At 71.9% G+C, this 23,588-nt stretch carries 22 protein-coding genes; 18 read left to right on the plus strand and 4 right to left on the minus strand.

All coding sequences use genetic code 11. The annotated features are described in order from the left end of the window. Nucleotides 1–52: 52 nt before the first annotated feature. From rsmD to EIM48_RS12120, 7 genes are all read left to right on the plus strand, one after another. Nucleotides 53–694, plus strand: coding sequence for a 16S rRNA (guanine(966)-N(2))-methyltransferase RsmD (rsmD, locus tag EIM48_RS12090; protein ID WP_028915308.1), 642 nt, complete (start codon nt 53–55; stop codon nt 692–694). Continuing rightward, a complete protein-coding gene (gene coaD / locus EIM48_RS12095) occupies nt 691–1,209 on the plus strand; it encodes a pantetheine-phosphate adenylyltransferase (protein ID WP_037034931.1) in 519 nt (172 codons plus the stop codon). The genes rsmD and coaD overlap by 4 nt, the downstream gene beginning before the upstream one ends. A gap of 28 nt (nt 1,210–1,237) precedes the next feature. Then, on the plus strand, nt 1,238–1,744 hold the full coding sequence (locus EIM48_RS12100; RefSeq protein WP_019398485.1) for a hypothetical protein: 507 nt from the start codon (nt 1,238–1,240) through the stop codon (nt 1,742–1,744). Between the two features lie 111 nt (nt 1,745–1,855). Then, nucleotides 1,856–2,137 carry a YfhL family 4Fe-4S dicluster ferredoxin gene (locus EIM48_RS12105; protein ID WP_019398484.1) on the plus strand — a complete coding sequence of 94 codons (282 nt, stop codon included), beginning with the start codon at nt 1,856–1,858 and terminating at the stop codon, nt 2,135–2,137. After that, on the plus strand, nt 2,134–3,894 hold the full coding sequence (gene ggt / locus EIM48_RS12110; RefSeq protein WP_019398483.1) for a gamma-glutamyltransferase: 1,761 nt from the start codon (nt 2,134–2,136) through the stop codon (nt 3,892–3,894). Before EIM48_RS12105 ends, ggt begins: the two co-directional genes overlap by 4 nt. Before the next feature lie 53 nt (nt 3,895–3,947). Then, nucleotides 3,948–4,853 carry an MBL fold metallo-hydrolase gene (locus tag EIM48_RS12115; RefSeq protein WP_028915307.1) on the plus strand — a complete coding sequence of 302 codons (906 nt, stop codon included), beginning with the start codon at nt 3,948–3,950 and terminating at the stop codon, nt 4,851–4,853. Nucleotides 4,854–4,974: 121 nt separating this feature from the next. Beyond that, the gene (locus EIM48_RS12120) at nt 4,975–6,702 is read left to right on the plus strand and encodes a glycoside hydrolase family 9 protein (protein ID WP_233581691.1); all 1,728 of its coding nucleotides are present in this window, start codon (nt 4,975–4,977) and stop codon (nt 6,700–6,702) included. A gap of 105 nt (nt 6,703–6,807) precedes the next feature. On the opposite strand, the gene upp is transcribed toward EIM48_RS12120, so the two are convergent. Both upp and EIM48_RS12130 read right to left on the minus strand, forming a co-directional pair. Beyond that, on the minus strand, nt 6,808–7,440 hold the full coding sequence (gene upp, locus EIM48_RS12125) for a uracil phosphoribosyltransferase (protein ID WP_028915305.1): 633 nt from the start codon (nt 7,438–7,440) through the stop codon (nt 6,808–6,810). 98 nt (nt 7,441–7,538) lie between these two features. Further along, nucleotides 7,539–9,944, minus strand: a complete 2,406-nt coding sequence (locus EIM48_RS12130) for a TonB-dependent receptor (RefSeq protein WP_125111769.1) — start codon at nt 9,942–9,944, stop codon at nt 7,539–7,541. A 164-nt stretch (nt 9,945–10,108) separates the two neighbouring features. Between EIM48_RS12130 and EIM48_RS12135 the strand changes: the two genes are divergently transcribed. Genes EIM48_RS12135 through EIM48_RS12145 form a run of 3 tightly spaced genes read left to right on the plus strand, consistent with a single transcriptional unit; the run spans nt 10,109 to nt 13,282 of the window. Further along, a complete protein-coding gene (locus EIM48_RS12135; RefSeq protein ID WP_125076891.1) occupies nt 10,109–11,245 on the plus strand; it encodes a phytase in 1,137 nt (378 codons plus the stop codon). Beyond that, nucleotides 11,233–12,609, plus strand: coding sequence for an FN3 domain-containing metallophosphoesterase family protein (locus EIM48_RS12140; RefSeq protein WP_125111770.1), 1,377 nt, complete (start codon nt 11,233–11,235; stop codon nt 12,607–12,609). The genes EIM48_RS12135 and EIM48_RS12140 overlap by 13 nt, the downstream gene beginning before the upstream one ends. Nucleotides 12,610–12,664: 55 nt before the next feature. Beyond that, nucleotides 12,665–13,282 (plus strand): inorganic diphosphatase, encoded by a 618-nt coding sequence (locus tag EIM48_RS12145; protein ID WP_125111771.1) that lies wholly within the window; start codon nt 12,665–12,667, stop codon nt 13,280–13,282. A 143-nt stretch (nt 13,283–13,425) separates the two neighbouring features. Here EIM48_RS12145 and EIM48_RS12150 read toward each other — a convergent pair whose 3' ends face one another. Next, nucleotides 13,426–14,922 carry an aminotransferase class III-fold pyridoxal phosphate-dependent enzyme gene (locus EIM48_RS12150; protein ID WP_125111772.1) on the minus strand — a complete coding sequence of 499 codons (1,497 nt, stop codon included), beginning with the start codon at nt 14,920–14,922 and terminating at the stop codon, nt 13,426–13,428. A 197-nt stretch (nt 14,923–15,119) separates the two neighbouring features. Between EIM48_RS12150 and EIM48_RS12155 the strand changes: the two genes are divergently transcribed. Both EIM48_RS12155 and queA read left to right on the plus strand, forming a co-directional pair. Next, nucleotides 15,120–15,551 (plus strand): Lrp/AsnC family transcriptional regulator, encoded by a 432-nt coding sequence (locus EIM48_RS12155; RefSeq protein ID WP_019398388.1) that lies wholly within the window; start codon nt 15,120–15,122, stop codon nt 15,549–15,551. 59 nt (nt 15,552–15,610) lie between these two features. Next, nucleotides 15,611–16,642: a tRNA preQ1(34) S-adenosylmethionine ribosyltransferase-isomerase QueA gene (gene queA / locus EIM48_RS12160; RefSeq protein WP_028915301.1), complete on the plus strand. Its 1,032-nt coding sequence runs from the start codon at nt 15,611–15,613 to the stop codon at nt 16,640–16,642. 13 nt (nt 16,643–16,655) lie between these two features. Here queA and epmB read toward each other — a convergent pair whose 3' ends face one another. Then, nucleotides 16,656–17,702: an EF-P beta-lysylation protein EpmB gene (epmB, locus tag EIM48_RS12165; RefSeq protein ID WP_026010473.1), complete on the minus strand. Its 1,047-nt coding sequence runs from the start codon at nt 17,700–17,702 to the stop codon at nt 16,656–16,658. Between the two features lie 108 nt (nt 17,703–17,810). On the opposite strand from epmB, the gene efp reads away from it, so the two are divergent. The 6 genes from efp (at nt 17,811) to folE2 (ending at nt 23,545) form a co-directional block, all read left to right on the plus strand. After that, complete coding sequence (gene efp, locus EIM48_RS12170) at nt 17,811–18,377, plus strand: elongation factor P (RefSeq protein WP_026010472.1); 567 nt, start codon at nt 17,811–17,813, stop codon at nt 18,375–18,377. Nucleotides 18,378–18,833: 456 nt separating this feature from the next. Beyond that, entirely contained in the window at nt 18,834–20,171 is a 1,338-nt protein-coding gene (locus EIM48_RS12175) for a TRZ/ATZ family hydrolase (protein WP_125111773.1), read from the plus strand. 79 nt (nt 20,172–20,250) lie between these two features. Then, the gene (gene ubiG / locus EIM48_RS12180; protein ID WP_125111774.1) at nt 20,251–20,973 is read left to right on the plus strand and encodes a bifunctional 2-polyprenyl-6-hydroxyphenol methylase/3-demethylubiquinol 3-O-methyltransferase UbiG; all 723 of its coding nucleotides are present in this window, start codon (nt 20,251–20,253) and stop codon (nt 20,971–20,973) included. Then, nucleotides 20,970–21,659: a phosphoglycolate phosphatase gene (gene gph, locus EIM48_RS12185; RefSeq protein WP_125111775.1), complete on the plus strand. Its 690-nt coding sequence runs from the start codon at nt 20,970–20,972 to the stop codon at nt 21,657–21,659. The genes ubiG and gph overlap by 4 nt, the downstream gene beginning before the upstream one ends. Before the next feature lie 58 nt (nt 21,660–21,717). After that, nucleotides 21,718–22,431 (plus strand): squalene/phytoene synthase family protein, encoded by a 714-nt coding sequence (locus EIM48_RS12190; protein WP_125111776.1) that lies wholly within the window; start codon nt 21,718–21,720, stop codon nt 22,429–22,431. A gap of 169 nt (nt 22,432–22,600) precedes the next feature. Then, nucleotides 22,601–23,545 (plus strand): GTP cyclohydrolase FolE2, encoded by a 945-nt coding sequence (gene folE2, locus EIM48_RS12195; RefSeq protein WP_028915298.1) that lies wholly within the window; start codon nt 22,601–22,603, stop codon nt 23,543–23,545. The last annotated feature ends 43 nt before the right edge of the window (nt 23,546–23,588 follow it).

A 23,588-nucleotide genomic window follows, 5' to 3' on the forward strand; every position in this document is an offset into this window, starting at 1 on the left:
TAGCACCGCAACCCGTCACAGCTTCTGAAACCGGCCGCCGCCGGCCCCGTCCATGAGCCGCCGCATGCCGCCGCGTCCGGGTACCCGTGCCGCCGCCGCTCCCGGGGTGGTGCGGATCATCGGCGGCCGCTGGCGCGGCACGCGCCTGCCGGTGGCCGACGTCGCCGGCCTGCGTCCGACCTCCGATCGCGTCCGCGAGACCCTGTTCAACTGGCTGATGCCGGCGCTGCCCGGTGCGCGGGTGCTGGACCTGTTCGCCGGCAGCGGCGCACTGGGACTGGAGGCGCTCTCGCGTGGCGCCTCCAGCGCGGTGCTGGTGGAGCGCGACCGCGGCGCCGCGGCCGCGCTGCGCGCGAACGTCGCGCGGCTTGGGGCGCAGGCACGGGTGGTCGAGGCCGATGCCCTGCAGTGGCTGGGGTCCACCGATGCGGCCGGCGCCGGCCCGGTGGACATCGTGTTCGTCGACCCGCCGTTTTCGGCCGGCCTGTGGGACGCCGTGTTGCGCGTGCTGCCCCCGCTGATGGCGCCGGATGCATGGCTCTACGTGGAAAGCCCCGCGGGCAGCGAACCGGCGCCACCGCCGGGCTGGCACCTGCACCGCGAGCTGCGCACCTCGCAGGCCCGCGCGGCGCTGTATCGTGGCCGAGGCGCCGGGGGCGCTGATACACTCGGCGGCGCCAATCCGGCCCCCTGAAGACGACCCGAACCGTGGCCCATCGCCGCATTGCCGTCTATCCCGGCACCTTCGATCCGATCACCAACGGCCACATCGACCTGGTCGACCGCGCCGCGCCGCTGTTCGAGAAAGTCATCGTCGGCGTGGCCGAAAGCCAGGCCAAGGGCCCGACCCTGCCGCTGGAGCTGCGGGTGGGGCTGGCGCGCGAGGCGCTGGCGCGGCACCCCAACGTGGAGGTGCGCGGCTTCGACACCCTGCTGGCGCACTTCGTGCGCGAGGTCGGCGCCGGCGTGCTCCTGCGCGGCCTGCGCGCGGTGTCGGACTTCGAGTACGAATTCCAGATGGCGAGCATGAACCGCCACCTGATCCCGGAGGTCGAGACCCTGTTCCTGACCCCGGCCGAGCAATACAGCTTCATTTCCTCGTCGCTGGTGCGCGAGATCGCCCGTCTGGGCGGAGACGTCTCGGGCTTCGTGACCCCGGCTGTGGCCGCGGCGCTGAAGGCGGCACGGCGGGGCGATGGTTCCCAGTGACTTTACGAACCCAAGGGAGGATTTCCTGATGAACAAGACGATGCGCGCGCTCCTGCTCGCCAGCCTGGTGGCGTCCCCGCTGCTGCTGGCCGGCTGCGGCAACAAGGAAGAGGCGGTGGCCAACGAGGCCACCGAGGCGAAGAAGCTGGCCGCCCCGGCCCGCGACGACGACGCCGGCTGGAAGGCCTACCTGCCGCAGGTGGTGCAGGAGAACATGGGCACCATCACCAACAACCCGTTCCTGTACTACCTGCCGCCGGAGTCGGATCCGGAGTTCGAGGCCAAGTACGAGCGCCAGGTCGAGGCCGCCACCACCGCGATGAAGCGCGGCGTGCAGAAGGGCAACCTGCTGGCCTTCGGCTCGCCGGCGTCCTCGCGCATGGCCGGCCTGATCGAGACCGCGTTCGCCGACGTGCAGCCGGACTCGCTGAAGGGCGTGCGCATCGTGTTCATCGGCGACGCCTCGGACAACCCGCGCGTGCATGCCGTGGTCGCGCCGACCGGTGCCGATTACGTCTTCGTCGAGGCCAAGTAATTTCCCCGAGCCCGGCCGCGGCCACGCGGCCGGGCGCCGGCGGGAAGGTCTCCCCGCCCACGCGGGGCCGGTGCCGCCAGGTACCCCGGCCATGACCCGGACCGCTGTGCGATGTCACTGAAGATCAACGAATTCTGCGTCAACTGCGATGTCTGCGAGCCGGCCTGCCCCAACCAGGCCATCTCGATGGGCGAGACGATCTACGTGATCGACCCGGCGCGCTGCACCGAGTGCGTCGGCCATTTCGACGAGCCGCAGTGCGTGGCGGTATGCCCGGTCGAGTGCATCGACCCAGACCCCGACCATCCGGAAAGCCAGGAGGCGCTGCTGGAGAAGCTGCGGCGCCTGCAGCGCGAGCATCCGGAACTGTATGCCCCGGAGGCTGCACCATGAGGCTGAGCGCGCGCCTGCTGGCACTGGCGTTCCTGTTCCTGTCCGCGGCCCCGGCCGCGCTCCTGGCCGCCGATGGCGGCGACGCGCCGCAGGCGGCGCGCCCGCCGGGCGCGGCCATCGCCAGCGCGCACGAGCTGGCCACCGCCGCCGGCTTCGAGGTGCTGGAGCAGGGTGGCAACGCGTTCGACGCGGCGGTCGCGGTCTCGGCCGCGCTGTCGGTGGTCGAGCCGATCAGTTCCGGCCTCGGCGGAGGCGGCTTCTTCCTGCTGCACGACGCGGCCAGCGGCCGCGACGTGTTCGTCGACGCGCGCGAGACCGCGCCGGCGGCGGCCACCCCCGAGCGCTACCGCGACGCCAACGGCAAGCTCGACCGCGACCGTTCCCAGAACGGTCCGTGGTCGGCCGCCATCCCCGGCCTGCCGGCGGGCCTGGTGCACGTGGCGGAGAAGTACGGCCGGCTGCCGCTGAAGACCAGCCTGGCGCCGGCGATCCGCCTGGCGCGCGAGGGCTTCCCGGTGTACGCGCGGCTGGAGCGTGGATACGCCGCGCGGCGCCAGGTGATGGAGCGCTATCCTGGCACCCGCGCCGTGTTCCTGGCCGGCGGCAAGCCGCCGGTGGAGGGCCAGCTGCTGCGCCAGCCCGACCTGGCGCGCACCCTGGAGGCGCTGGCCGAGCGCGGCTTCGACGGTTTCTACCGCGGCCCGGTGGCGAAGAAGCTGCTGGCCGGCGTGCGCGCCGAGGGCGGGCAGTGGACCGCCGAGGAGCTGGCCAGCTACCAGGTGCACGAGCGCGAGCCGCTGCGCTTCTGGTACCGCGGCTGGGAGATCGTGACCGCGCCGCCGCCGTCCTCCGGCGGCGTGGCCCTGGCGCAGATGCTGCAGGTGCTGGCCGGCTGGAACCTGTCCAGCCTGGACCCGGCGCAGCGCGCCCACCTGACCATCGAGTCGATGCGCCGCGCCTTCCGCGACCGCACCTTCTACCTGGGCGATCCTGGCTTCGTGCACGTGCCGGTGGAAGTGCTGGCCAGCCGCGACTACGCCGCCGGCCTGCGCTCCACCATCAATCCGCAGAAGGCCACCCCCAGCGACGTGTTCTCCGGCCTGCCCACGCCGCTGGAGGACGAGGAGACCACCCACTTCTCGATCATCGACGCCGAGGGCAACCGCGCCGCGGTCACGCAGACGGTGAACCTGCTGTTCGGCTCGGGCCTGGTGCCGCCGGGCACCGGCGTGCTGCTGAACAACGAGATGGACGACTTCGCCCTGCTGCCGGGCCAGCCCAACGCCTTCGGCGTGATGGGCTACGAGGCCAACGCGCCGGAGCCGGGCAAGCGCCCGCTCAGCTCGATGACCCCGACTTTCATGGTTTCGCCGGACCGCGTGGCGGTGCTGGGCACCCCGGGCGGCAGCCGCATCATCACCATGGTCCTGCTGGGCGTGCTCGGCTACGCCGACGGCCTGGACGCGCAGGCGGTGGCGGCGCTGCCGCGCTACCACCACCAGTGGCAGCCGGACGTGGTCGAGGCCGAGACCGGCGCCTTCAGCCCGGAGGTGGCCGCGCGCCTGCGCGCCATGGGCCACACCCTGGACCTGCCGGACGGCGAGGTCTCCAGCGGCGCCTCCAGCCACTTCTGGGGCAACCTGCAGACGGTGATGTGGGATCGCCGCGGCAACGCGCTGCAGGGCGGAACCGACCCGCGCAACCCGGTGGGCAAGGCCGAGGTGCGCCTGGTGCGCGCGGCCGAAGCCGTGCCTTGAGCGGGCGCGGCCGGGTTCCGGATTCTTAACGGATGCAGCGCTAGCATTCGTTCATGAAACTCTGGTCCATCCGCGGCAATTCGCAAAAACTCGACGGCGGCTCCATGTTCGGCAACGCGCCGAAGGCGATGTGGGAGAAGTGGGCCCGCCCCGACGAGCACAATCGCATCGACCTGGCCTGCCGCGCGCTGCTGGCCAGCCCGCTGAACGGCAAGACGGTGCTGTTCGAGACCGGCATCGGCGCGTTCTTCGAGCCGAAGCTGCGCGAGCGTTACGGCGTGCAGGAAGACCGCCACGTGCTGGTGGAATCGCTGCGCGCGGCCGGTTTCGAGCACGAGGACGTGGACGCGGTGGTGCTCAGCCACCTGCACTTCGACCACGCCGGCGGCCTGCTGGCGCCGTGGACCGAGGGCAGGGCGCCGGAACTGCTGTTCCCCAACGCCACCTACCTGGTCGGCGCCGCGCACTGGGAGCGCGCGCGCAACCCGCACCCGCGCGACCGCGCCAGCTTCATCCCCGAACTGCCGGCGCTGCTGGAGGCCAGCGGCCGCCTGGAGATCGTCGACGGGCCGCACTCGCAGGCGCTGGGCCAGGCGGTGCGCTTCAGCTTCAGCGACGGCCACACCCCGGGCCTGATGCTGGCCGAGATCCTCGGCCCGGAACTGGTCGACGGCCAGCCGCACGGCGGCGTGGTGTTCTGCGCCGACCTGATCCCCGGCCGTTCCTGGGTGCACCTGCCCATCACCATGGGCTACGACCGCAACGCCGAGCTGCTGATCGACGAGAAGCGCGCCTTCCTCGAGGACAAGCTGGCGCGCAACGTGCACCTGTTCTTTACCCACGACCCGGGCTGTGCCCTGGCCCAGGTGGCGCGCGACGAGAAGGGCCGCTACCGCACCATCCACGAGGTCGCCGAACTGGTCGCGCGGCCGCTGGGCGCGCACAGCCTGGCAGCCTGAGCCGCCGCGCCGCATCCGCCGGCGGTCTACCGCCGCGCGCGCATTGCCGCTACCTTTCCGCCCGGGAGAAACGCCGCAAGGCAAAGGGGGAACGATGGAGGTAACGGCTTCGCGGCAGTGGATGCAGGCCTTGCTGGCCACGACACTGCTGGCGTTGGGGATCGGCTGCGACGCGGCCGGTCCGGGCGCGGCGCAGGCGCCGGTGCGCGCCAACCAGCTCGGCTATCCGCCGGCGGCCCGCAAGCTGGTGGTGGTGGAAACCTCCGCGCCGGCGCGGTTCCGGGTGGTGGCCGAAGGCCGGGACGAACCGCTGCTGCAGGGGCAGCTGCAGCCGGCCGGGCACTGGGAACCGGCCGCGCGCGACGTGGCCCTGGCCGACCTCAGCGCGCTCGCCACGCCGGGCCGCTACCGCCTGCTGGTCGATGGCATGGCGCCGTCCGACCCGATCGTGGTCGACGCCGGGGCCTATGCCGGCGTGGCCATGGGCGCGCTGAAGGGGTTCTATTTCCACCGCGCCAGCACGCCGCTGGCGCGCGGGCATGCCGGGCGCTGGGCGCGCAAGGCCGGGCATCCGGACGACAAGGTGCTGGTGCATGCCTCCGCGGCCTCGCCCGGGCGCAAGGCCGGCAGCCGCATCACGGCCCCGCGCGGCTGGTACGACGCCGGCGACTACGGCAAGTACGTGGTCAATTCCGGCATCACCCTGTGGACCCTGCTGGCGGCGTGGGAGCACTACCCGGAATTCTTCCGCGGCCGCGACGCCGGCATCCCGGAAAGCGGCGATGCGGTGCCGGACATCCTCGACGAAGCGCTGTGGAACCTGCAGTGGATGCTGGCCATGCAGGACCCGGCCGACGGCGGCGTGTACCACAAGCTGACCACGCTGCAGTTCTCCGCCATGGTGATGCCGCACCAGGACACCGCGCCGCGCTACGTGATGGCCAAGAGCACCGCCGCGACCCTGGACTTCGCCGCGGTGATGGCCATGGCCAGCCGCATCTACGCGCCGTACGAAGCGCAGTTCCCGGGCCTGGCGCGGCGCATGGCCGATGCCGCGCAGCAGGCCTGGGCCTGGGCCCTGGCCAATCCGCAGGTCGAGTACCGGCAGCCGGCGGACGTCGGTACCGGCGCCTATGGCGATGCCTACCTGGAGGACGAGTTCGCCTGGGCCGCGGCCGAGCTGTACCTGCTGACCGGCGAGCCCGGCTACTGGGAGGCATTCCACCAACGCGCCGGCGTGCCGGGCGTGCCCGGCTGGGCCGACGTGCGCGCGCTGGGCTGGATCTCGCTGGCCCAGCACCTGCCGCGGCTGCCGGACGACGCTGCCCGCGGACAGGTGCGCGAGGGCCTGCTGCAGGTCGCGCGCGGGCTGCAGGAGCGGGAGGCGCAGTCGCCGTGGAAGCTGGCCATGCGCGGCGAGGATTTCGTCTGGGGCAGCAACGCGGTGGTGCTCAACCAGGCGCTGCTGATGCTGCAGGGCTACCGCCTGGGCGGCGGGCGCGAATTGCTGGACGCCGCCCAGTCCCACCTGGACTGGGTGCTGGGGCGCAACCCGCTGGGCGTGTCCTTCGTCACCGGTTTCGGCCTGCGCACGCCGATGCACGTGCATGACCGCCTGTCGGCGGCCGACGGCGTGCGCGAGCCGGTGCCGGGCTGGCTGTCCGGCGGCCCGAACCCGGCGCAGCAGGACCGCCGCGACTGCCCGGTGTCGTATCCGTCGAAGCTGCCGGCGCTGTCGTGGCTCGACCACGAGTGCAGCTATGCCAGCAACGAGGTGGCGATCAACTGGAACGCGCCGCTGGTCTACGTGGCCGCGGCGGTGCAGGCGCTGACGCCGGTGGAAGAGTAGGGCGGATGCGCGGACGGCGGCCTGGTGGCCGCCGTCCCGGGTTTGCTGCATGGCCCGCGACGGGCCGGGGAGTGGCGCGCGAAGCCGCCGGATCCGGACGCCGGATCAGTCGACCCGGGTGCCGAAGATGCGGTCGCCGGCGTCGCCCAGGCCGGGCAGGATGTAGCCCTTGTCGTTGAGCCGCTCGTCGATGGCGGCGGTGTAGATCTGCACGTCCGGGTGCGCGGCTTCCACCGCCGCCAGGCCCTCGGGCGCGGCCACCAGGAAGATGCCCTTGATCCGGCGCGCGCCGGCGCGCTTGAGCATGTCGATGGTGGCGATGAGCGAGCCGCCGGTGGCCAGCATCGGGTCCAGGATCAGCACGTCGCGCTCGTCCAGCCGGCCGGTCAGGCGTTCGAAGTAGGGGACCGGTTGCAGGGTTTCCTCGTCGCGCTGCAGCCCGACCACGCTCACGCGCGCGGCAGGAATCAGGGCGAGAACCCCAGGCAGCATGCCCAGCCCGGCCCGCAGGATCGGCACCAGGCTGATCTTGGCGCCGGCGATGCGTCGCACCTGCACCGGGCCGGCCCAGCCCTGGAGCGTCGCCTCCTCGGTGGCCAGGTCCGCCGTGGCCTCGTATGCCAGCAGGGTTGCCAGCTCGGTGACCAGTTCGCGGAAGCCCTTGGTACTCAGTTCGGCCGAGCGCAGCAGTCCGATCTTGTGCTGGACCAGCGGATGGTGGACTTCGACGGCTTTCATGGCGGGCCTGCAGGTATGGGGGCCTGGAAAGTCTGCAGCAAACGCGTCGATGCGGAAAGGCGAAGCCGGCGCTGCGCCGGCTCCACCCGGTGCGCGGCTCAGAACGCCATGCGCATCACCAGCTGGTAGCTGGGCCCGGCTTCCTCGGTCTCGAGCTCGTACTCGTCGTAGTCGCGGTCGAGCTGGTCCTCGAGGGTGTTGAACTTGTCGAAGAACTCGTCCTTGCTCGCGTCGAGCAGGTTGTTGGCCGACAGCCGCACCGAGAAGTTCCGGCCGAAGCGCTTCTCGACGAAGGCGTCCAGTTCCCCGCCGTACCGGATGATGGCTTCCTCGCCGAGGAACCGGGCGTAGGCGTCGCCCTGCTTGCGGTAGGTCAGGCCGAAGCTGGCGGCCAGGGCCGGCAGGTCCTGGATGAAGCCGATGTTGAAGGTGCTCTTGGCCTGGTCGTTGAAGCGCCGCCGGCCCATGAAGTCATCGACCCGGGAGTCGACCCATGAGTAGTTCAGGAACACGCCGGTGTCGTCCATGCCGAACGCGGACAGCGGGGTGGAGAGGTCGAACTCGAAGCCGTAGACCTTGCCGTCGCCGACATTGGCCGAGGTGAACAACCAGCTCTCGGCCTCGAACGGGTTGGCGGCGATGGCTTCGGCCTCGCTGGCGTAGTCGCCGTCGTCGACCATGTCGGCGATGTCGTCCTCGTAGTCCTCGACCGCCGCCTCGCTGGGCGCGCCGGTGTTGACCAGCTCGATCAGGTCCTTGACGTCGCGGTAGAAGAAGTTCAGGCCCACCACGCCGCGCCGGCCCAGGCGGTGCTCGAAGCCCAGGTCGATGCCATTGGCGGTCTCCGGCTCCAGTTCCGGGTTGCCGATGTAGTCGTTGTCGCCGAACTCGCCGTCCAGCAGGGCCGGGATCAGCTCGTTGAAGTTCGGGCGCTTGACCGTCTTGGCCAGCGACAGGCTGATGCGGTCGGCATCGGTCACGTCCCAGCGCAGGTTCACCGAGGGCAGCAACTGGTCGTAGTCCTTGTCGATGCGGCCCTCGCTTTCCTCGTCCTCGATGTACTCGACCTGGCCCCGGGTGGTCTCGTAGCGCAGGCCGGCTTCCCAGGCGAAGACCTCGCCGCGGCCGCTGAGCATGACGTACGGGTCCACGCGCTTCTCCTCGATCACCGAGGCCACGCTGCCGTCCAGGGCGTAGTCGGCCGGGAAGGCCGGCGCGGCCTGGCCTTCCTCGTCGGCCTCCCATTCGTAGCTGGTGACCAGGCTTTCGCGCTTCTTGTTGCGCACGTCGATGCCGAACTGCAGCTCGGCCCGGCCGAGCGGACGGGTATGCGCCAGGGTGAAGCCGGTCTCGCTGTCCTTGGCGTCGATGGCCTCGGCCTCGTAGACGGTCTCGTCCCACTCGGCGCCGTCGATGCTCCAGGTCTCGTCCCAGCCGGCCGCATCGCCGACGTAGACGTGCTCGCCCTCGGTGGTGCCTTCGTAATCCTCGAAACGGGCGTGGTCCAGGCTCAGCCGGGTGGTGCCGCCAGCCATGTCGAAGCGGTAGTCCAGGCCGATGCCGTAGTTCTTCTGGTCGTAGGGATTCAGGCCCGGCACCCGCTTGTTCTCGACCTCGTCGTCGTCCACTTCCTCCTCGAACGACACCTCGGTCACGTCGCGGTCGGTCTTGACGTAGAAGGCGTCGACGCCGAAGCGGCCGGTCTCGCCGACCTCGGCGGTGTAGCTCAGGTTGGCCGAGTAGTCGCGGCCGTCCTTGACCTCGGTCTGGTCCTCCCAGCTGACCTTCTCCTCCATCGTGTCGTCGGTGAAGCGGTCGGAGCGCTTGAACTTGGAGCGGTAGCGGTCCTGGACGTTGACCCCGGCCAGCAGCCGCCCGCCGAGCGCCTCGAACGAGGTCACCGCGCCGAAGGTCGGGTTCACCTCGCCGTCGTCCCAGCGGTTGGCGCCGATCCGCACGTAGCTGCCGTCGAACACGTAGGCGTCGCGCAGGACGATGTTGATCGCGCCGGCCATCGCGTCGCCGCTGCGGTTGGCGCTGGCGCTGCGCTTGATCTCGATGTGGTCGACCATCTCCGCCGGGATGCGGTCGACGTAGAACGAGCGGTCGTCGCCGGCGCCGGGCACCTTCTTGCCGTTGATCAGCACCTGGGTGTAGCCGCCGCCCAGGCCGCGCAGCTGGGCGCCGTCGTACTCCATGATGTCGCTGCCGACGAAGCCCACGCCGGGCACCCGCTTGAGCATGTCGCCGACGGTGTTGGGCTCGAAACGCTGGAAATACTCCAGGTCGTACACCAGGGTCGGTTCGATGTCGGGGGCGCGGTTGCGGTAGGCGATCTCGCCCTGGACCACGACCGCGTCCAACTGCTTGGGCTCGCCCGCGGCGGCGGCGGCCGGCCCCGGTGCCGGTGCCGGGGCCGGGGCGGCGAGCGCGGCGCATGGGGGCAGCAGGACCGCGCAGGCGAGGGCGCGCGAAAGGCAGATGGCGAGCGTGTTGCGTTTCATCGAAAGGAAGTTCCGTGGGGTGGTAAATGAACGGAACTTTCACCGCCGGATATGGCACCGGTGTGACACGTGGGCGGGCGATGACAGCGGCGTGTCGGTTCTCCGGATTGTCACAATCGCTTCATACGATGCGGCACCTGCCTTGGAACCATGCTGGGGAAACCATGAAGTTGCGCCTGTCTTCCTGCCTTTGGCTGGCTGCCATGCTGCCGCTGGCCGCCTGCTCGACTACGCCGACCGCCGCCGTGCCGGACCGCGAACCCGACCAGTACGATGCCGACGACGTCCTGCTGCGCGACCACCAGGTACCGCATGTGGTGGTGAAGGAAGCCTTCCTGACCCCGCCCACGCCGGAGGACAACATCGATTCGCCGGCCAGCTGGATCCAGGACGGCAAGCGGATGCTGGTCGCCAGCGCCAAGGCCACCGACCGGCTGGTGGTCTACGACGGCGACAACGGCCGGCGCCTGCGTACCGTCGGTGGTCCGGGCACGGGCCCGGGCCAGCTGCGCAGGCCCAACGGCGTGGCCACGATCGACGACCGCTACCTGTTCGTGGTCGAGCGCGACAACCGGCGGGTGCAGATGTTCTCCCTGCCGGACTTCGCGCCCCTGCTGAGCTTCGGCCAGGACGGGCTGCAGCAGCCCTACGGCCTATGGGTGCGCCACCGCGGCCAGGGCTACGAGGTACTGGTCAGCGACGCCTACATGGCCGGCGAGGACGCGCAGGGCGACGACATCGTGCCGCCGCTGGACCAGCTGGACCGGCGCTTCCGCCGCTACGAGGTGGTCCAGGCCGCGGACGGCTGGAGCGCGCGCGCCGCCGGGACCTTCGGCGACACCAGCGCCGCCGGCGCGATCCGGGTGCCGGAGTCGCTGTTCGGCGACGAAGCCCACGACCGCCTGCTGGTGGCCGAGGAGGACGTGCCCACCGGCACCCGCCTGCGCGAGTACGACCTGCAGGGCCGCTACCGCGGCCGCGACGTGGGCGCCAGCCAGTACCGGGCCCAGGCCGAGGGTATCGCCCTGCTGCGCTGTGCGGATGGCAGCGGCTGGTGGGTGGGCAGCGACCAGTTCGCCGACCGCACCGTGTTCCACCTGTTCGACCGCCGCAGCCTGGCGCACGCGGGCTCATTCGCGGGCGAGGTCACCGGCCTGACCGATGGCATCTGGCTGGACGAGCGCGGCGATGCGCGCTTCCCGCAGGGCGTGCTGTACGCCTCGCACCTGGACCTGGGGGTGGCCGCGTTCGACTGGCGCGACATCGCCGCCGCGCTGAAGCTGCCGGCATGCGCCCGCTGATCCGCTGCATTGCCGCCGGGCTGCTGCTGGCCGCCGCCTGCGCATCGCTGCAGGCCCGCGACGCCGCGCCCGAGCCGAACACCCAGGTCCCGAAAGGCGCCGCCTGGCACGCACCGACCGGCGCGCCGGACCGGATCGTCGCCTCGCCCCTGCAGCAGGCGGCTACCGGCTTCGCGGTGGCCTGGCGCACCGACGCCTCGGTACGCTCGCCCGCGCTGGAGATCGTGGTCGCCGGCGATTCGCCCGACATGGGCAGCCCGCGCCGGCTGCTGGCGAGCAGCACCCCCTTGCGGACCGAGAACGGGCTTGCGCACCAGCACCGGGCCGAGGTTGGCGGGCTGCAGCCCGACACCCTGTATGCCTGGCGGGTGCAGGGCGACCGCAGCTGGAGCGCCTGGTTCCACACCCGCACCGCCGCGGCCGCGGATGCGCCGCTGACCCTGTTGTACTTCGGCGACACCCAGAACAAGAACCTGAGCCTGGGCACGCGAGTGCTGCGCGAGGCCATGCGCCACGCCCCCGACGCGCGCCTGGCGCTGTTCGCCGGCGACCTGGTCAACGGCGGCGACGGCGAGGACGACAACGAATGGGGCGAATGGTTCGCCTCCCTCGGCGCGCTGCCGACTTCGATGGTGGTCGCTCCGGCGCCGGGCAACCACGAGTACTTCGAGGAGTTCGAGGACACGCCGCAGGAACGTCGCGTGCTCGGCGCGCACTGGCCGGTCGTGTTCGCCCTGCCCGGCAACGGCGCGCCGGGTGCGCGCGGCACCAGCTACTGGTTCGACTACCAGGACGTGCGGGTGGCGGTGCTCGACGGCACCTCCGCCCTCGACCTGGGCACGGCCCGGGACCAGGCGCGCTGGCTGGACGCGGTGCTGGCCGACAGCCCGCGACGCTGGAGCATCGTCATGGTCCACCAGCCGATGTTCTCGCCGCGCCAGGACCGCGACAACGCCTTGCTGCGCGAACACGTGCTGCCGGTGCTGGAGCGGCGCCGGGTCGACCTGGTGCTGCAGGGCCACGACCACGTCTACGGCCGTCGCGGCGGGCTGCGGGCCGGCCAGGCGACGCCGCAGTACCTGGTTTCGGTGGCCGGCGCCAAGCAGTACCGGCTCTCGCCCGAGGCGCGCGCGACGATGGCGCCGGTGGCCGAGGACACCCAGCTGTTCCAGGTGATCCGGATCGACGGCGCACGCCTGCGCTACGAGTCGCGCACCGCGACCGGTCGCCTGTACGACGCCTTCGAACTGGTGCGCGAGGGCCGGGCGACCCGGCTGGTCGAGCAGGCCGACGGCCGCATAGGGGAGCGCGCCTGCGGCCGCGCGCGGACCCTCAAGGGGCGTGCCGACCGGTGCTGGGAGTGATGCGCCGCCGCTTCGCCGCCGGTCGAATCCACCCGTTTCCCCAGGAGCCGAACCCATGCACGTGCTGATCCGTCGCGTCGCCGCGGTGGCGCTGCTTTCCTGCCTGTCCTGGCCGGCTCTCGCCGGGCAGGAGCAGGCGCCCGTCCGTCATCCGTTGCAGGCGGCCCAGCCCAGGCAGGCGCCGGAGGAGGTGCTGCTGGCGGTGGAGATCCCGGCCGGGAGTTTCACCAAGTACGAGATCAATCAGGAGGGCCTGCTGTTCGTCGACCGTTTCCAGTCGATGCCGGTGGTCTACCCGGCCAACTACGGCTCCATGCCGCGGACCCTGGCCGGCGACGGCGATCCGCTGGACGCGCTGGTGCTGACCCGCGAGCCCCTGCATCCGGGCGTGCTGGTCCGCTTCCGCCCGATCGGGGTGCTGCGCATGCTCGACAAGGGCGAGCGCGACGAGAAGATCGTCGGGGTGCCGGTCGACAAGGTCGATCCGACCTATGCGCGGATCCGCGACCTGGCCGACCTGCCGGAGATCGAGCGGCAAAGGATCGAGGCGTTCTTCCGGATCTACAAAGACCTGCCGGAAGGCAGCAACCCGGTGCAGCTGTCGGGCTGGGGCGATGCGGCCGAGGCCAGGGCGCTGATCGGCCGGGCGCTGGAGCGGTACCGAGGGGAGTGAGGCGGCAACGGCAGGGCTTCCGGTTGCATGACTTCGGAGGGAGTCCGCCGTCCCGAGGGGCGCGCCGCATGCCCAAGGCACGGCGGCCCCTGCCCGAAGTCAGCGCTTGAGCCTCGTTTTAGCCCTTCAAGCGACTCGCGCCCTCAGGCGGCCGCCACCTGCTCCCGACGCGGCCCCTCGCGCAGGGCGCGGCCGACCAGCGAGACCAGCAGGTCCAGCTCTTCCTCGTCCATCGCGAAGTGCGGGGTGAAGCGCAGCGAGTTCTCGCCGCCGTGGATCACGTTGACCCCGTGCATGCGGAGCCACTCCTCGGTCGAGTTGGCGCCGTAGCACTTGAACTGCGGGGCCAGCTCGCAGGAGAACAGCAGGCCGGTGCCCTGGACCTTGGTGATCAGTCCGCCCAGCTCGGCCTTGAGCGCTTCCAGCTTCTGCACTGCCTGGGCGCCACGCTCGCGGATGTTGCGGCGGACCTGCGGCGTGAGCATGCCGAGGGTGGCGCAGGCCACGTCCAGCGCACGCGGGTTGGTGGTCATGGTGTTGCCGTACACGCCCTTGCGGTACAGGCCCGCGGCATGCGCGGTCACCGCCAGCACCGACAGCGGGAACTGGGCGGCGTTGAGCGCCTTGGAGTAGGTCTCCATGTCCGGCGGATCGATGCCCTCGAAACCGGGGTAGTCGATGATCGAGAGCACGCCGTGCACGCGCAGGCCGGCCTGGATCGAGTCCACCAGCAGCAGGCTGCCGTGGGCGCGGGTCAGTTCGCGGGCGGCGTTGTAGAAGTCCACCGGCACGGCGCGGCCCGGGTCGCCTTCGCCCATGACAGGCTCCAGGAACACCGCCTCGATGAACCAGCCGTTGGCCTGGGCGTCGGCGAAGGCCTTGCGCAGGGCGGCGATGTCGTACGGCGGCACCACCAGCACCGAATCCTCGTTGCGGTAGCTGGCCAGGTGCTGGCGGTAGGTGCGGCGGGTGGAGTCCGAATACAGCGCCGGGCGGTCGGTGCGGCCGTGGAAGCTGCCCTTGACCACCAGGCGCTTGATGGTGGCGCCGGCGTGGCGCGCGCCCGGATCGGTCTGCAGCTTGGCGTTGATGTCGACGATGCGGCAGGCCAGGCCCACGGCCTCGGAGCCGGAGTTGAGGCACATGAAGCGCTCGAACGGGCAGCCGCCGCGGCTGTGCCCGATCTCGGCGCGCAGCGCCTGGACGAAGCGGCGCTGCGAAGGGCTCGGGGTCATGATGTTGGCCATGACCTGCGGCCGGCCCATCGCCTCCAGCACCTCCGGCGGCGCGTGGCCGAAGCCGAGCATGCCGTAGCCACCGGCGTCGTACAGCACCGCGCCCTTGAGGGTCACCACCCACGGGCCGCGCGCGGCCAGGGCGATGTACGGAGTCACGCAGTCATCGGCGTAGAAGTTGACGAAGCCTTCCTGCAGGGCGGCGATCTGCGCTTCCTCGTCCAGGTCCAGCAGGTCGGCCAGGTCCTGGCGCTGGCGGGCGTAGGCGGCGCCGGCGGCCTCGATCGCCGCGACCAGGTCCGGATGCCCGGCGGCCAGGCGTTCCAGGGTGGCGTCATCCAGGCCGGCGGTCAGGCGGGCGCCGGCATGGGCGCGCAGCGGGGCAAGGGGGGCGAGAACGGACATGGCAGGCCTCCGGTTCGGGCCGGGACGGCAGGGCGACAGGCTGTCGCTGGAGCCGGCCCCGGCGGGGCGGTGGTCGCCCGGCAGGATGCGCGGGGCGCGTTCACCCCCATCTTAAGGGGGCCGTATCGTCACTTGGCAGCGCTGATCAGGCGAATAAGCGGTAGGATTTCGTCGATCCGACGAAAAATGCTGTCGACATGAAACTATCTGCCGCCGACGAGCGCCTGCTGTCCCTGCTGCGCGAGAACGCACGCCAGTCCACCGCCGAGCTGGCGCGCCGGCTGGGGCTGTCGCGGACCACGGTGCAGAGCCGGATCGAGCGGCTGGAGAAGCAGGGGGTCATCCGCGGCTATTCGGTGCGGCTGGACGACGGCTACGAGCGCGACCGCATCCGCGCCCACATCCTCATCACCGTCTCGCCCAAGCGCATGCCGGCGGTGGTCAAGGCCCTGGCCGACATGCCCGAGGTGCGCGCGCTGCATTCGGTCAGCGGCGCCCACGACCTGGTGGCGCTGGGCGTGGCCGCCGACGTGGGCGCGATGGACGAGCTGACCGACCGCATAGGCGCGCTGGAAGGCGTGGAGCGCACCTCGTCCTCGATCATCCTGTCGACCAAGTTCGAGCGCTGAAGGCCGGCCGGGCGGGCGCGCGGCCGTACAATACCGGCCCCCCAAGCGCCGGCACTGCCTTGAAGAAGTCCGATTTCCACTACGACCTGCCCGAGGAACTGATCGCGCAGGCGCCCCTGGCCGAGCGCTCGGCCAGCCGGATGCTGGTGGTGCCGCCCGGCGAGGGCGACTTCGCCGACCTGCACGTGCGCGACCTGCCGGACCTGCTACAGCCCGGCGACCTGCTGGTGTTCAACGACACCCGGGTGATCCCGGCGCGCCTGTTCGGACAGAAGGAAAGCGGCGGCCGGGTCGAGATCCTGATCGAGCGCCTGCTGCCGGACGCGCAGGCGCGGGTGCAGATGCGCGCCAGCAAGTCGCCCAAGCCGGGTTCGCGGATCGTGCTGGACGGCGGCGGCCAGGCCGAGGTGCTGGGGCGCGAGGACGCGTTCTTCGTCGTGCGCTTCGAGGTCGGCGAGCCGCTGGAGCAGTGGCTGGCCCGGGTCGGGCGCCTGCCGCTGCCGCCGTACATCCAGCGCGAGCCGGACGCGGCCGACGCCGAGCGCTACCAGACCGTGTTCGCGCGCGAGGTCGGCGCCGTGGCCGCGCCCACCGCCGGCCTGCACTTCGACCACGCCCTGCTGCAGCGCCTGCGCGAGCGCGGGGTGGAGTTCGGCCACGTCACCCTGCACGTGGGCGCCGGCACCTTCCAGCCGATGCGGGTGGAGGACGTGCGCGAGCACACCATGCACAGCGAGTGGCTGAACGTCGGCGCCGAGCTGGTGGCCCAGGTGCGCCGCACCCGCGCCGCCGGCGGCCGGGTGATCGCGGTGGGCACGACCGTGGTGCGCGCGCTGGAAAGTGCCATGCGCGATGGACAGCTGCAGCCGTTCGCGGGCGAGACCCGGATCTTCATCTTCCCAGGCTACAAGGTGCGCAGCGTGGACGCGCTGGTGACCAACTTCCACCTGCCGGAGAGCACCCTGCTGATGCTGGTCTCGGCCTTCGCCGGCAAGGAGCGGATCTTCGCCGCCTACCGCCACGCGGTGGAACGGCGCTACCGCTTCTTCTCCTACGGCGACGCGATGCTGCTGTGGGGCCTGAAGGACTGAGGTGGCGCCGGGGTCACAGCGGGCGCTTGCCCGGGTCGCCCTGGACCTCGCGCACCAGTTTCGGCACCAGGTAGCCGGACAGGCGCGCCGCCAGCTGCCGGTGCAGCGCGCGGGCGCGCTCGTCGTCGACCTCGAAGTGGGCCGCGCCCTGGATCCGGTCCAGCTGGTGCAGGTAGTACGGCAGCACCCCGGCGGCGTAGCCGCGCTCGCACAGCTCGGCCAGGGCGTCGACCGAATCGTTCACCCCGCGCAGCAGCACCGCCTGGTTGAGCAGCTGGGCGCCGGCGCGGCGCAGGCGCGCCAGGGCCTGGTCCACCGAGGCGTCGAACTCGTTGGCGTGGTTGGCGTGGACCACGAACGCCACCGGCCAGGGCAGGGCCGACATCCACTCCACGAAGGCCTCGTCGACGCGCTCCGGCAGCACCACCGGCAGGCGGCTGTGGATGCGCAGGCGGCGGATGTGCGGGATTGCCGCCAGCTGCGCGCTCAGTTCGGCCAGCTTGGGCGTGGCCAGCGACAGCGGGTCGCCGCCGGACAGGATCACCTCGTCGATGCCCGGATCGGCCGCGATCGCCGCCACCGCGCCGGCCCAGCCGTCGCGCGCGGCGGTCTCGTCGGCGTAGGGGAAATGGCGGCGGAAGCAGTAGCGGCAGTTGACCGCGCAGCTGCCGGTGGCCACCAGCAGGGCGCGGCCGCGGTATTTCTGGATCACGCCGTCGGCCTTCTTGGCCGCGCCGTCGCCGACCGCGTCCAGGGCGAAGCCGGGCACGATCCGCTCCTCGTCCACCACCGGCAGGACCTGGCGCAGCAGCGGGTCGTGCAGGTCACCGGGGCGCATGCGGGCAGCGAACCCGCGCGGCACGCGCATGGCGAACTGCGCCGCGGCGGCGTCGGAAATCCCGGCCGCGACCGCGTCCAGTCCGAGCATCGCCAGCAGCTCGCGCGGGTCGCGCACCGCCTCGCGCCACAGGCGCTGCCAGCGTGGGGTGGCGGGAACGGCGGCGGGGGCAGGCGCCGGCGCGGGGTCCGGCTGCATGGGCGTGGGGGCTGCGGGTATCATGTGCGGTCTGGAGGACGGCCCGCCGGCGACGGCGGGCGCCTACATTCTAACCGCCGCTTCCAACTGCCGGCCGCCAGGTGGCGGCCTCGCCATACCCAAGGAGTTCCCATGGCCTCTTACGGCATGAACGACGTCAAGAACGGGATGAAGATCCTGGTCAACAACGAACCCGCGATCATCACCGACACCGAGTACGTCAAGCCGGGCAAGGGCCAGGCCTTCACCCGCGTGAAGTACCGCCAGATCCGCACCGGCCGCGTGCAGGAAATCACCATGAAGTCGACCGATTCGGTCGAGGCCGCGGACGTCGTCGATACCGACATGCAGTACCTGTACAACGACGGCGAGTACTGGCACTTCATGCAGCCGGAGACCTTCGAGCAGGTCCAGGCCGACAAGAACGGCGTGGGCGATGCCGCCAAGTGGCTCAAGGGCGAGGAGCAGTGCGTGGTGACCCTGTGGAACGGCACCCCGATCCAGGTGACCCCGCCGAACTTCGTCGAACTGAAGATCGTCGAGACCGACCCGGGCGTGCGCGGCGATACCTCCGGCGGCGGCGGCAAGCCGGCCACCCTGGAGACCGGCGCCGTGGTCCGCGTGCCGCTGTTCGTCGGCCAGGACGAGGTGATCAAGGTTGACACCCGCTCCGGCGAGTACGTCTCCCGCGTGAAGTGACGATCCGGCCCGTGGCCGCCGCCGGCGGCCGCGGGCTTGCCGGATCGTCATCCCGGCGAAGGCCGCATCCGGCGCCTCTCGCCAGGCGCCCGCGACGCGGGCCCCGTATCGTCTTCCCCGCGAACGGCGCCGCCGCAGGCGGATGGCTTAGGCAGCGGGATTCCCGTGCCTTCCCGGGGCCCTGCGACGCGGGAACCCCAGGTTCCCGTCGTCCCGGCGCAAGCCGGAGCCAGTGGTCCTGGCTGGCACCAGGCGCGCAATCAGGCACCGACGGTGGCTTGCGGATCGGCTGCGCAGCTGCCCGACGGGCGCCAGTCCTTTGAAAGCCAATGGGCCCGGGTCTCACAGCCGTCCGGCTGCCGTGGGGCCCTTCGCCAGCGTGAAGCGACGTAGTGACGCATCCCGCCCGCGCTGGGATGATGTCCACCCGCAACAGGAATGAGTGAGCAGGAGCGCATGACCGATATTTCCCCCCAGGCCTGCGACCTTCTCATCGAAGCCGGCTGGGTCGTCCCGGTCGAACCGCACGGCGTGGTCCTGGAAGACCACGCCGTCGCCGTATCCGGCGGCAGGATCGTGGCCGTGCTGCCGACCGCCGAGGCGCGCGCGCGCTTCGCCGCGGCCGAGGTGGTGCAGCGCCCGGACGCGGCGCTGATCCCGGGCCTGGTCAACGCCCACACCCACAACCCGATGACCCTGCTGCGCGGCGTCGCCGACGACCTGCCGCTGATGACCTGGCTGCAGCAGCACATCTGGCCGGTGGAGGCCGCGGTGATCGGGCCGGACTTCGTCGCCGACGGCATGGCCCTGGCCATCGCCGAGATGCTGCGCGGCGGCACCACCTGCGCCAACGAGAACTACTTCTTCCCGGACGTGCAGGCCGCGGTCTACAGGAAGCACGGCTTCCGCGCCCTGGTCGGCCTGCCGGTGATCAATTTCCCCACCGCCTGGGCGCGCAGCGACGACGAGTACTTCGACAAGGCCGGCGAGGTCCACGACCAGTGGCGCGACGATCCGCTGATCGCCACCGCGTTCGCCCCGCACGCGCCGTACACCGTCAGCGACGCCAACTTCGAGCGGGTGCGGATGCTGTCCGACCAGCTCGACACCCAGGTCCACCTGCACACCCACGAGACCGCGCAGGAAATCGCCGACTCGCTGAAGGAATACGGCCAGCGCCCGCTGGCGCGGCTGGACCGCCTGGGCCTGGTCAACGACCGCCTGATCGCGGTGCACATGACCCAGCTGACCGAGGCCGAGATCCACCTGTGCGCCGAGCGCGGCGTGCACGTGGCCCACTGCCCCGAGTCCAACCTCAAGCTGGCCTCCGGCTTCTGCCCGGCCTGCGCCCTGCAGCGCGCAGGCGTGAACCTGGCGATCGGCACCGACGGCTGCGCCAGCAACAACGACCTGGACATGTTCGGCGAGCTGCGCACCGCGGCCCTGCTGGCCAAGGCCGTGGCCAACGACGCCACCGCCCTGGACGCAGCCACCACGCTGCGCGCCGCCACCCTCGGCGGCGCCCGCGCGCTGGGTTTCGGCGAGCGCATCGGCTCGATCGAACCGGGCAAGGAGGCCGACCTGGTGTGCGTGGACCTGTCGGCGCTGGAGGCCCAGCCGCTGCACCACGTGCTGTCGCAGCTGGTCTACGCGGTCGGCCGCCAGCAGGTGAGCGACGTGTGGATCGCCGGCCGCCGCAAGCTGGACGCGCGCGAGCTGGTGGACATCGACACCGCGGCCCTGATCGCCAACGCCCGCCAGTGGCGCCAGCGCATCGCCGCGCTCGGCCGCTGAATCCTGCAAACCGCGGCCGCGCCTCGCGCGGCCGTCGCGGCCGGCTGGCCTACAATGGCCGCCTCGCGGAGGAATGACGATGACGACCCACGCCGAAGCCGCCACCAGCGCCAACTACCACCAGGCCGAGCTGGACAAGTTCGCCGCGCTGGCCAACCGCTGGTGGGACCCGGACGGCCCGCAGCGGGCCCTGCACGTGCTCAACCCGGTGCGCCTGGACTATGTCGCCAGCCGCGTGCCGCTGGCCGGCAGCACGGTGCTGGACGTGGGCTGCGGCGGCGGCATCCTCAGCGAAGCCCTGGCCCGCGCCGGCGCGCGCGTGACCGCCGCCGACCTGGCCCCGGAGCTGGTCAAGGTCGCGCGCCTGCACTCGCTGGAATCGGGCGTGCAGGTCGAATACCTGGTGCAGTCGGTGGAGGCGCTGGCCGGGGAACGCCCGGGCAGCTTCGACGCGGTGACCTGCATGGAGATGCTCGAGCACGTGCCGGACCCAGGTGCCATCATCGCCGCCTGCGCCAGGCTGCTGCGGCCCGGTGGCCGCCTGTTCCTGTCCACGCTCAACCGCACCCCGGCCGCGTTCGCGCTGGCCATCGTCGGCGCCGAGTACGTGGCGCGGCTGCTGCCCAAGGGCACCCACCGCTATGCCGACTTCATCAAGCCCTCCGAACTGGCGGCCTGGCTGCGCGATGCCGGCCTGCAGCTGGAGGACGTCAGCGGCCTGTTCTACGACCCGCTGCGCCAACGCGCGCGGCCGTCGCGGCAGACCTCGGTCAACTACCTGGCCTGCGCGGTGAAGCCGTGACGGCTGCGGTGGGGCAGGGCGGCGGGTTCCCGCCGGTGGCGCTGTTCGACCTGGACGGCACCCTGCTGGACAGCGCACCGGACATGGTCGCCACCGCCAACCGCATGCTGGCCGCCCGCGGCCTCGGCCCGGTGGATGCGGACGCACTGCGCAAGCACGTGTCCAAGGGCGCGCGGGCGATGGTGTCCTTCGTGTTCGCCGAGGCCGAGGGCGAGGCTCATGCCGCGCTGGTGGCCGAGTTCCTCGAGGTCTACCAGCAGGAGCTGGGCCGGCACAGCCGCCTGTTCGACGGCATCGCCGCGATGCTGGAGGCGCTGGAAGCCGCTGGCTCGCGCTGGGGCATCATCACCAACAAGGCCGAATACCTGGCCCGCGACGTGGTCGCCGGACTGGGGTGGCAGGAACGCTGCGCGGTGCTGGTCGGCGGCGACACCTATGCCGAGCGCAAGCCGCATCCGCTGCCGCTGCTGGAGGCCGCGCGCACCCTCGGCGCCGATCCTTCCGACTGCGTCTACGTCGGCGACGACGAGCGCGACGTGCTGGCCGCCAAGGGAGCCGGCATGTCCTCGATCGCGGTGCTGTGGGGCTACCGCCTCGACGGCGACGATCCGCTCACCTGGCAGGCCGACCGTGTGGCCACCCGGCCGCACGAACTGGTCCAACCGGCCGCCTGGCCGCGCCGCTGATTCCCGTCTCCTGCCGGCACGATCGGCTTGCGGGCCACGCGTCCACCGAAGAACTCCCATGAGCACACCCTCGGCCCTCGACAGTTTCCTGGACAAATGGCGGCAGCGCTGGCCGGAGTGGGCCGTGGCCGAGGTGTTCGTGCCGCAGGCCGAGCGCGGGCGCGTGCTGGCCTGGTTCGCCCTGCTGCAGGAATTCGACGACATCCTCAACATCGCCGGCGACCCGCTGCCGGCCGACGCCAAGCTGGGCTGGTGGGCCACCGAGCTGGCCGACTGGGCCGGGCACCGCTCGCGGCATCCGCTCGGGCGGATGCTGGAGCCGCTGCCGGCACCCTGGGAGCGACTGGCCGCGGCGCTGCCGGACCTGGTCGCCGCCCGTGCCCGCGCCGCCGATCCGCAGGCCGCGCTGGCCGCGCTGCAGGGCTATACCGCGGCGGTGGCGGAAGTGGAGGCGGTGGTGCTGGGCGGGCCGGCCGCGCGTCCGCAGCAGCTGGCGGCGCAGGTGCTGGCCTCGCGCCTGGCCGAGGTCGGGCAGGCGGCGGTGCCGCTGAGCCTGCTGGGCGGGGAGGGCACGGCGGAGGCCGAGCGCGCCCAGCGGCAATGGGCCGCGGCCCTGCTGCAGGACTGGCCGGCACGGGTGGCCGGTGCCGCGCCGCGCCGGATCTGGGCGGTGCTGGCCCGCGGCCGGCTGCGGCCGCAGGCAGCCGGGCGCCGCGCCCAGGCGCATCCGCTGCGCATCCTCTGGGATTCCTGGCGCGCCGCACGCGGCTGAACCGGCGGTACCGGCCGGCACACTCCGTCCCGCCGCCGCGGCCGGGCCGGCCGGCCCCAGCCGTTACAATGCACGGCAACGACAGTCCGGTCCTTCCCGCTTCCACGGCCATTCGACGGCTGCCGCCGCGGCCAGGCCGGATGCTTCCCCGAACTTCCCCAGCCCTCCCATGTCCCTTCCCGCTCCCGATCTCTCCCGCGCCGGCGACCTGCTGCCGGACGTCGCCTACCAGCCGGCCGCGCTGGCCCGTCCGCTGGACTGGGTTGGCATGGAAGGCATCGCCATCCCGGTGCGCGTGCCCGACGGCGCCGGCGGCCATGTCCAGGTCGCGGCCCAGGCCGACCTGTCGGTGAACCTGCACCGCGCCGGCGAGCGCGGCATCCACATGTCGCGGCTGTACCTGCGCCTGCAGCAGGAGCTGGCCCGGCACGAGGTCACCCCGGCCGGCCTGCGCCACATCCTGCAGGACAGCGTCGAGTCCCAGGCCGGCCTGGCCACCCGCGCGCGCCTGCGCCTGCGCTACGAGGCGCTGCTGCTGCGCCGCGCCCTGCGCAGCGACAACGCCGGCTGGAAGCGCTACCCGGTGGAGATCGAGGCGCTGCTGGAGGATGGTCACCTGAAGCTGGTGCTCGGATTCTCCCTGGAGTACTCCAGCACCTGCCCGTGCTCGGCGGCGCTGTCGCGCCAGGCCAATGCCGCGCGCCTGCGTGCCGACTTCGGCGATGCCGAGGCGCTGCGGGTGGAGGAGATCGCGCAGTGGCTGTCGTCCGAGCGCGGCATGGCGGCCACCCCGCATGCGCAGCGCAGCGAGGCCAGGGTCCGCGTGGAGCTGCGCCCGCAGTTCGACGAACTGCCGCTGGTGGCCCTGATCGACGCCCTGGAGGCCTCGCTGGGCACCCCGGTGCAGACCGCGGTCAAGCGCGAGGACGAGCAGGCCTTCGCCGAGCTCAACGCCGCCAACCTGATGTTCTGCGAGGACGCCGCCCGGCGCGTGGCCTCGGTGCTGTCCGCCGACCCGCGGATCGAGCGCTACGAAGCCACGGTCTCGCACTTCGAGAGCCTGCATCCGCACGACGCGGTGGCCAGCGTGAGCGGCAGCGGCCCGGCCGCGTAAGCCTCGCCGGCACGCCGCGGCCTGCGTCAGGGCCGCACGCAAA

The sequence above is a fragment of the Pseudoxanthomonas sp. SGNA-20 genome (assembly GCF_003931635.1).
GTDB lineage: Bacteria > Pseudomonadota > Gammaproteobacteria > Xanthomonadales > Xanthomonadaceae > Pseudoxanthomonas.

What these genes read in the sequence shown, in the direction of transcription:
- EIM48_RS12120 (WP_233581691.1), top strand. Translation starts at nt 4,975, where the DNA reads ATGCAGGCCTTGCTGGCCACGACACTGCTGGCGTTGGGGATCGGCTGC.
- EIM48_RS12105 (WP_019398484.1), top strand. Translation starts at nt 1,856, where the DNA reads ATGTCACTGAAGATCAACGAATTCTGCGTCAACTGCGATGTCTGCGAG.
- rsmD (WP_028915308.1), top strand. Translation starts at nt 53, where the DNA reads ATGAGCCGCCGCATGCCGCCGCGTCCGGGTACCCGTGCCGCCGCCGCT.
- EIM48_RS12140 (WP_125111770.1), top strand. Translation starts at nt 11,233, where the DNA reads ATGCGCCCGCTGATCCGCTGCATTGCCGCCGGGCTGCTGCTGGCCGCC.
- EIM48_RS12100 (WP_019398485.1), top strand. Translation starts at nt 1,238, where the DNA reads ATGAACAAGACGATGCGCGCGCTCCTGCTCGCCAGCCTGGTGGCGTCC.
- EIM48_RS12130 (WP_125111769.1), bottom strand. Translation starts at nt 9,944, where the DNA reads ATGAAACGCAACACGCTCGCCATCTGCCTTTCGCGCGCCCTCGCCTGC.
- EIM48_RS12175 (WP_125111773.1), top strand. Translation starts at nt 18,834, where the DNA reads ATGACCGATATTTCCCCCCAGGCCTGCGACCTTCTCATCGAAGCCGGC.
- EIM48_RS12135 (WP_125076891.1), top strand. Translation starts at nt 10,109, where the DNA reads ATGAAGTTGCGCCTGTCTTCCTGCCTTTGGCTGGCTGCCATGCTGCCG.
- ubiG (WP_125111774.1), top strand. Translation starts at nt 20,251, where the DNA reads ATGACGACCCACGCCGAAGCCGCCACCAGCGCCAACTACCACCAGGCC.
- EIM48_RS12190 (WP_125111776.1), top strand. Translation starts at nt 21,718, where the DNA reads ATGAGCACACCCTCGGCCCTCGACAGTTTCCTGGACAAATGGCGGCAG.
- epmB (WP_026010473.1), bottom strand. Translation starts at nt 17,702, where the DNA reads ATGATACCCGCAGCCCCCACGCCCATGCAGCCGGACCCCGCGCCGGCG.
- EIM48_RS12145 (WP_125111771.1), top strand. Translation starts at nt 12,665, where the DNA reads ATGCACGTGCTGATCCGTCGCGTCGCCGCGGTGGCGCTGCTTTCCTGC.
- EIM48_RS12155 (WP_019398388.1), top strand. Translation starts at nt 15,120, where the DNA reads ATGAAACTATCTGCCGCCGACGAGCGCCTGCTGTCCCTGCTGCGCGAG.
- EIM48_RS12150 (WP_125111772.1), bottom strand. Translation starts at nt 14,922, where the DNA reads ATGTCCGTTCTCGCCCCCCTTGCCCCGCTGCGCGCCCATGCCGGCGCC.
- EIM48_RS12115 (WP_028915307.1), top strand. Translation starts at nt 3,948, where the DNA reads ATGAAACTCTGGTCCATCCGCGGCAATTCGCAAAAACTCGACGGCGGC.
- upp (WP_028915305.1), bottom strand. Translation starts at nt 7,440, where the DNA reads ATGAAAGCCGTCGAAGTCCACCATCCGCTGGTCCAGCACAAGATCGGA.
- efp (WP_026010472.1), top strand. Translation starts at nt 17,811, where the DNA reads ATGGCCTCTTACGGCATGAACGACGTCAAGAACGGGATGAAGATCCTG.
- ggt (WP_019398483.1), top strand. Translation starts at nt 2,134, where the DNA reads ATGAGGCTGAGCGCGCGCCTGCTGGCACTGGCGTTCCTGTTCCTGTCC.
- folE2 (WP_028915298.1), top strand. Translation starts at nt 22,601, where the DNA reads ATGTCCCTTCCCGCTCCCGATCTCTCCCGCGCCGGCGACCTGCTGCCG.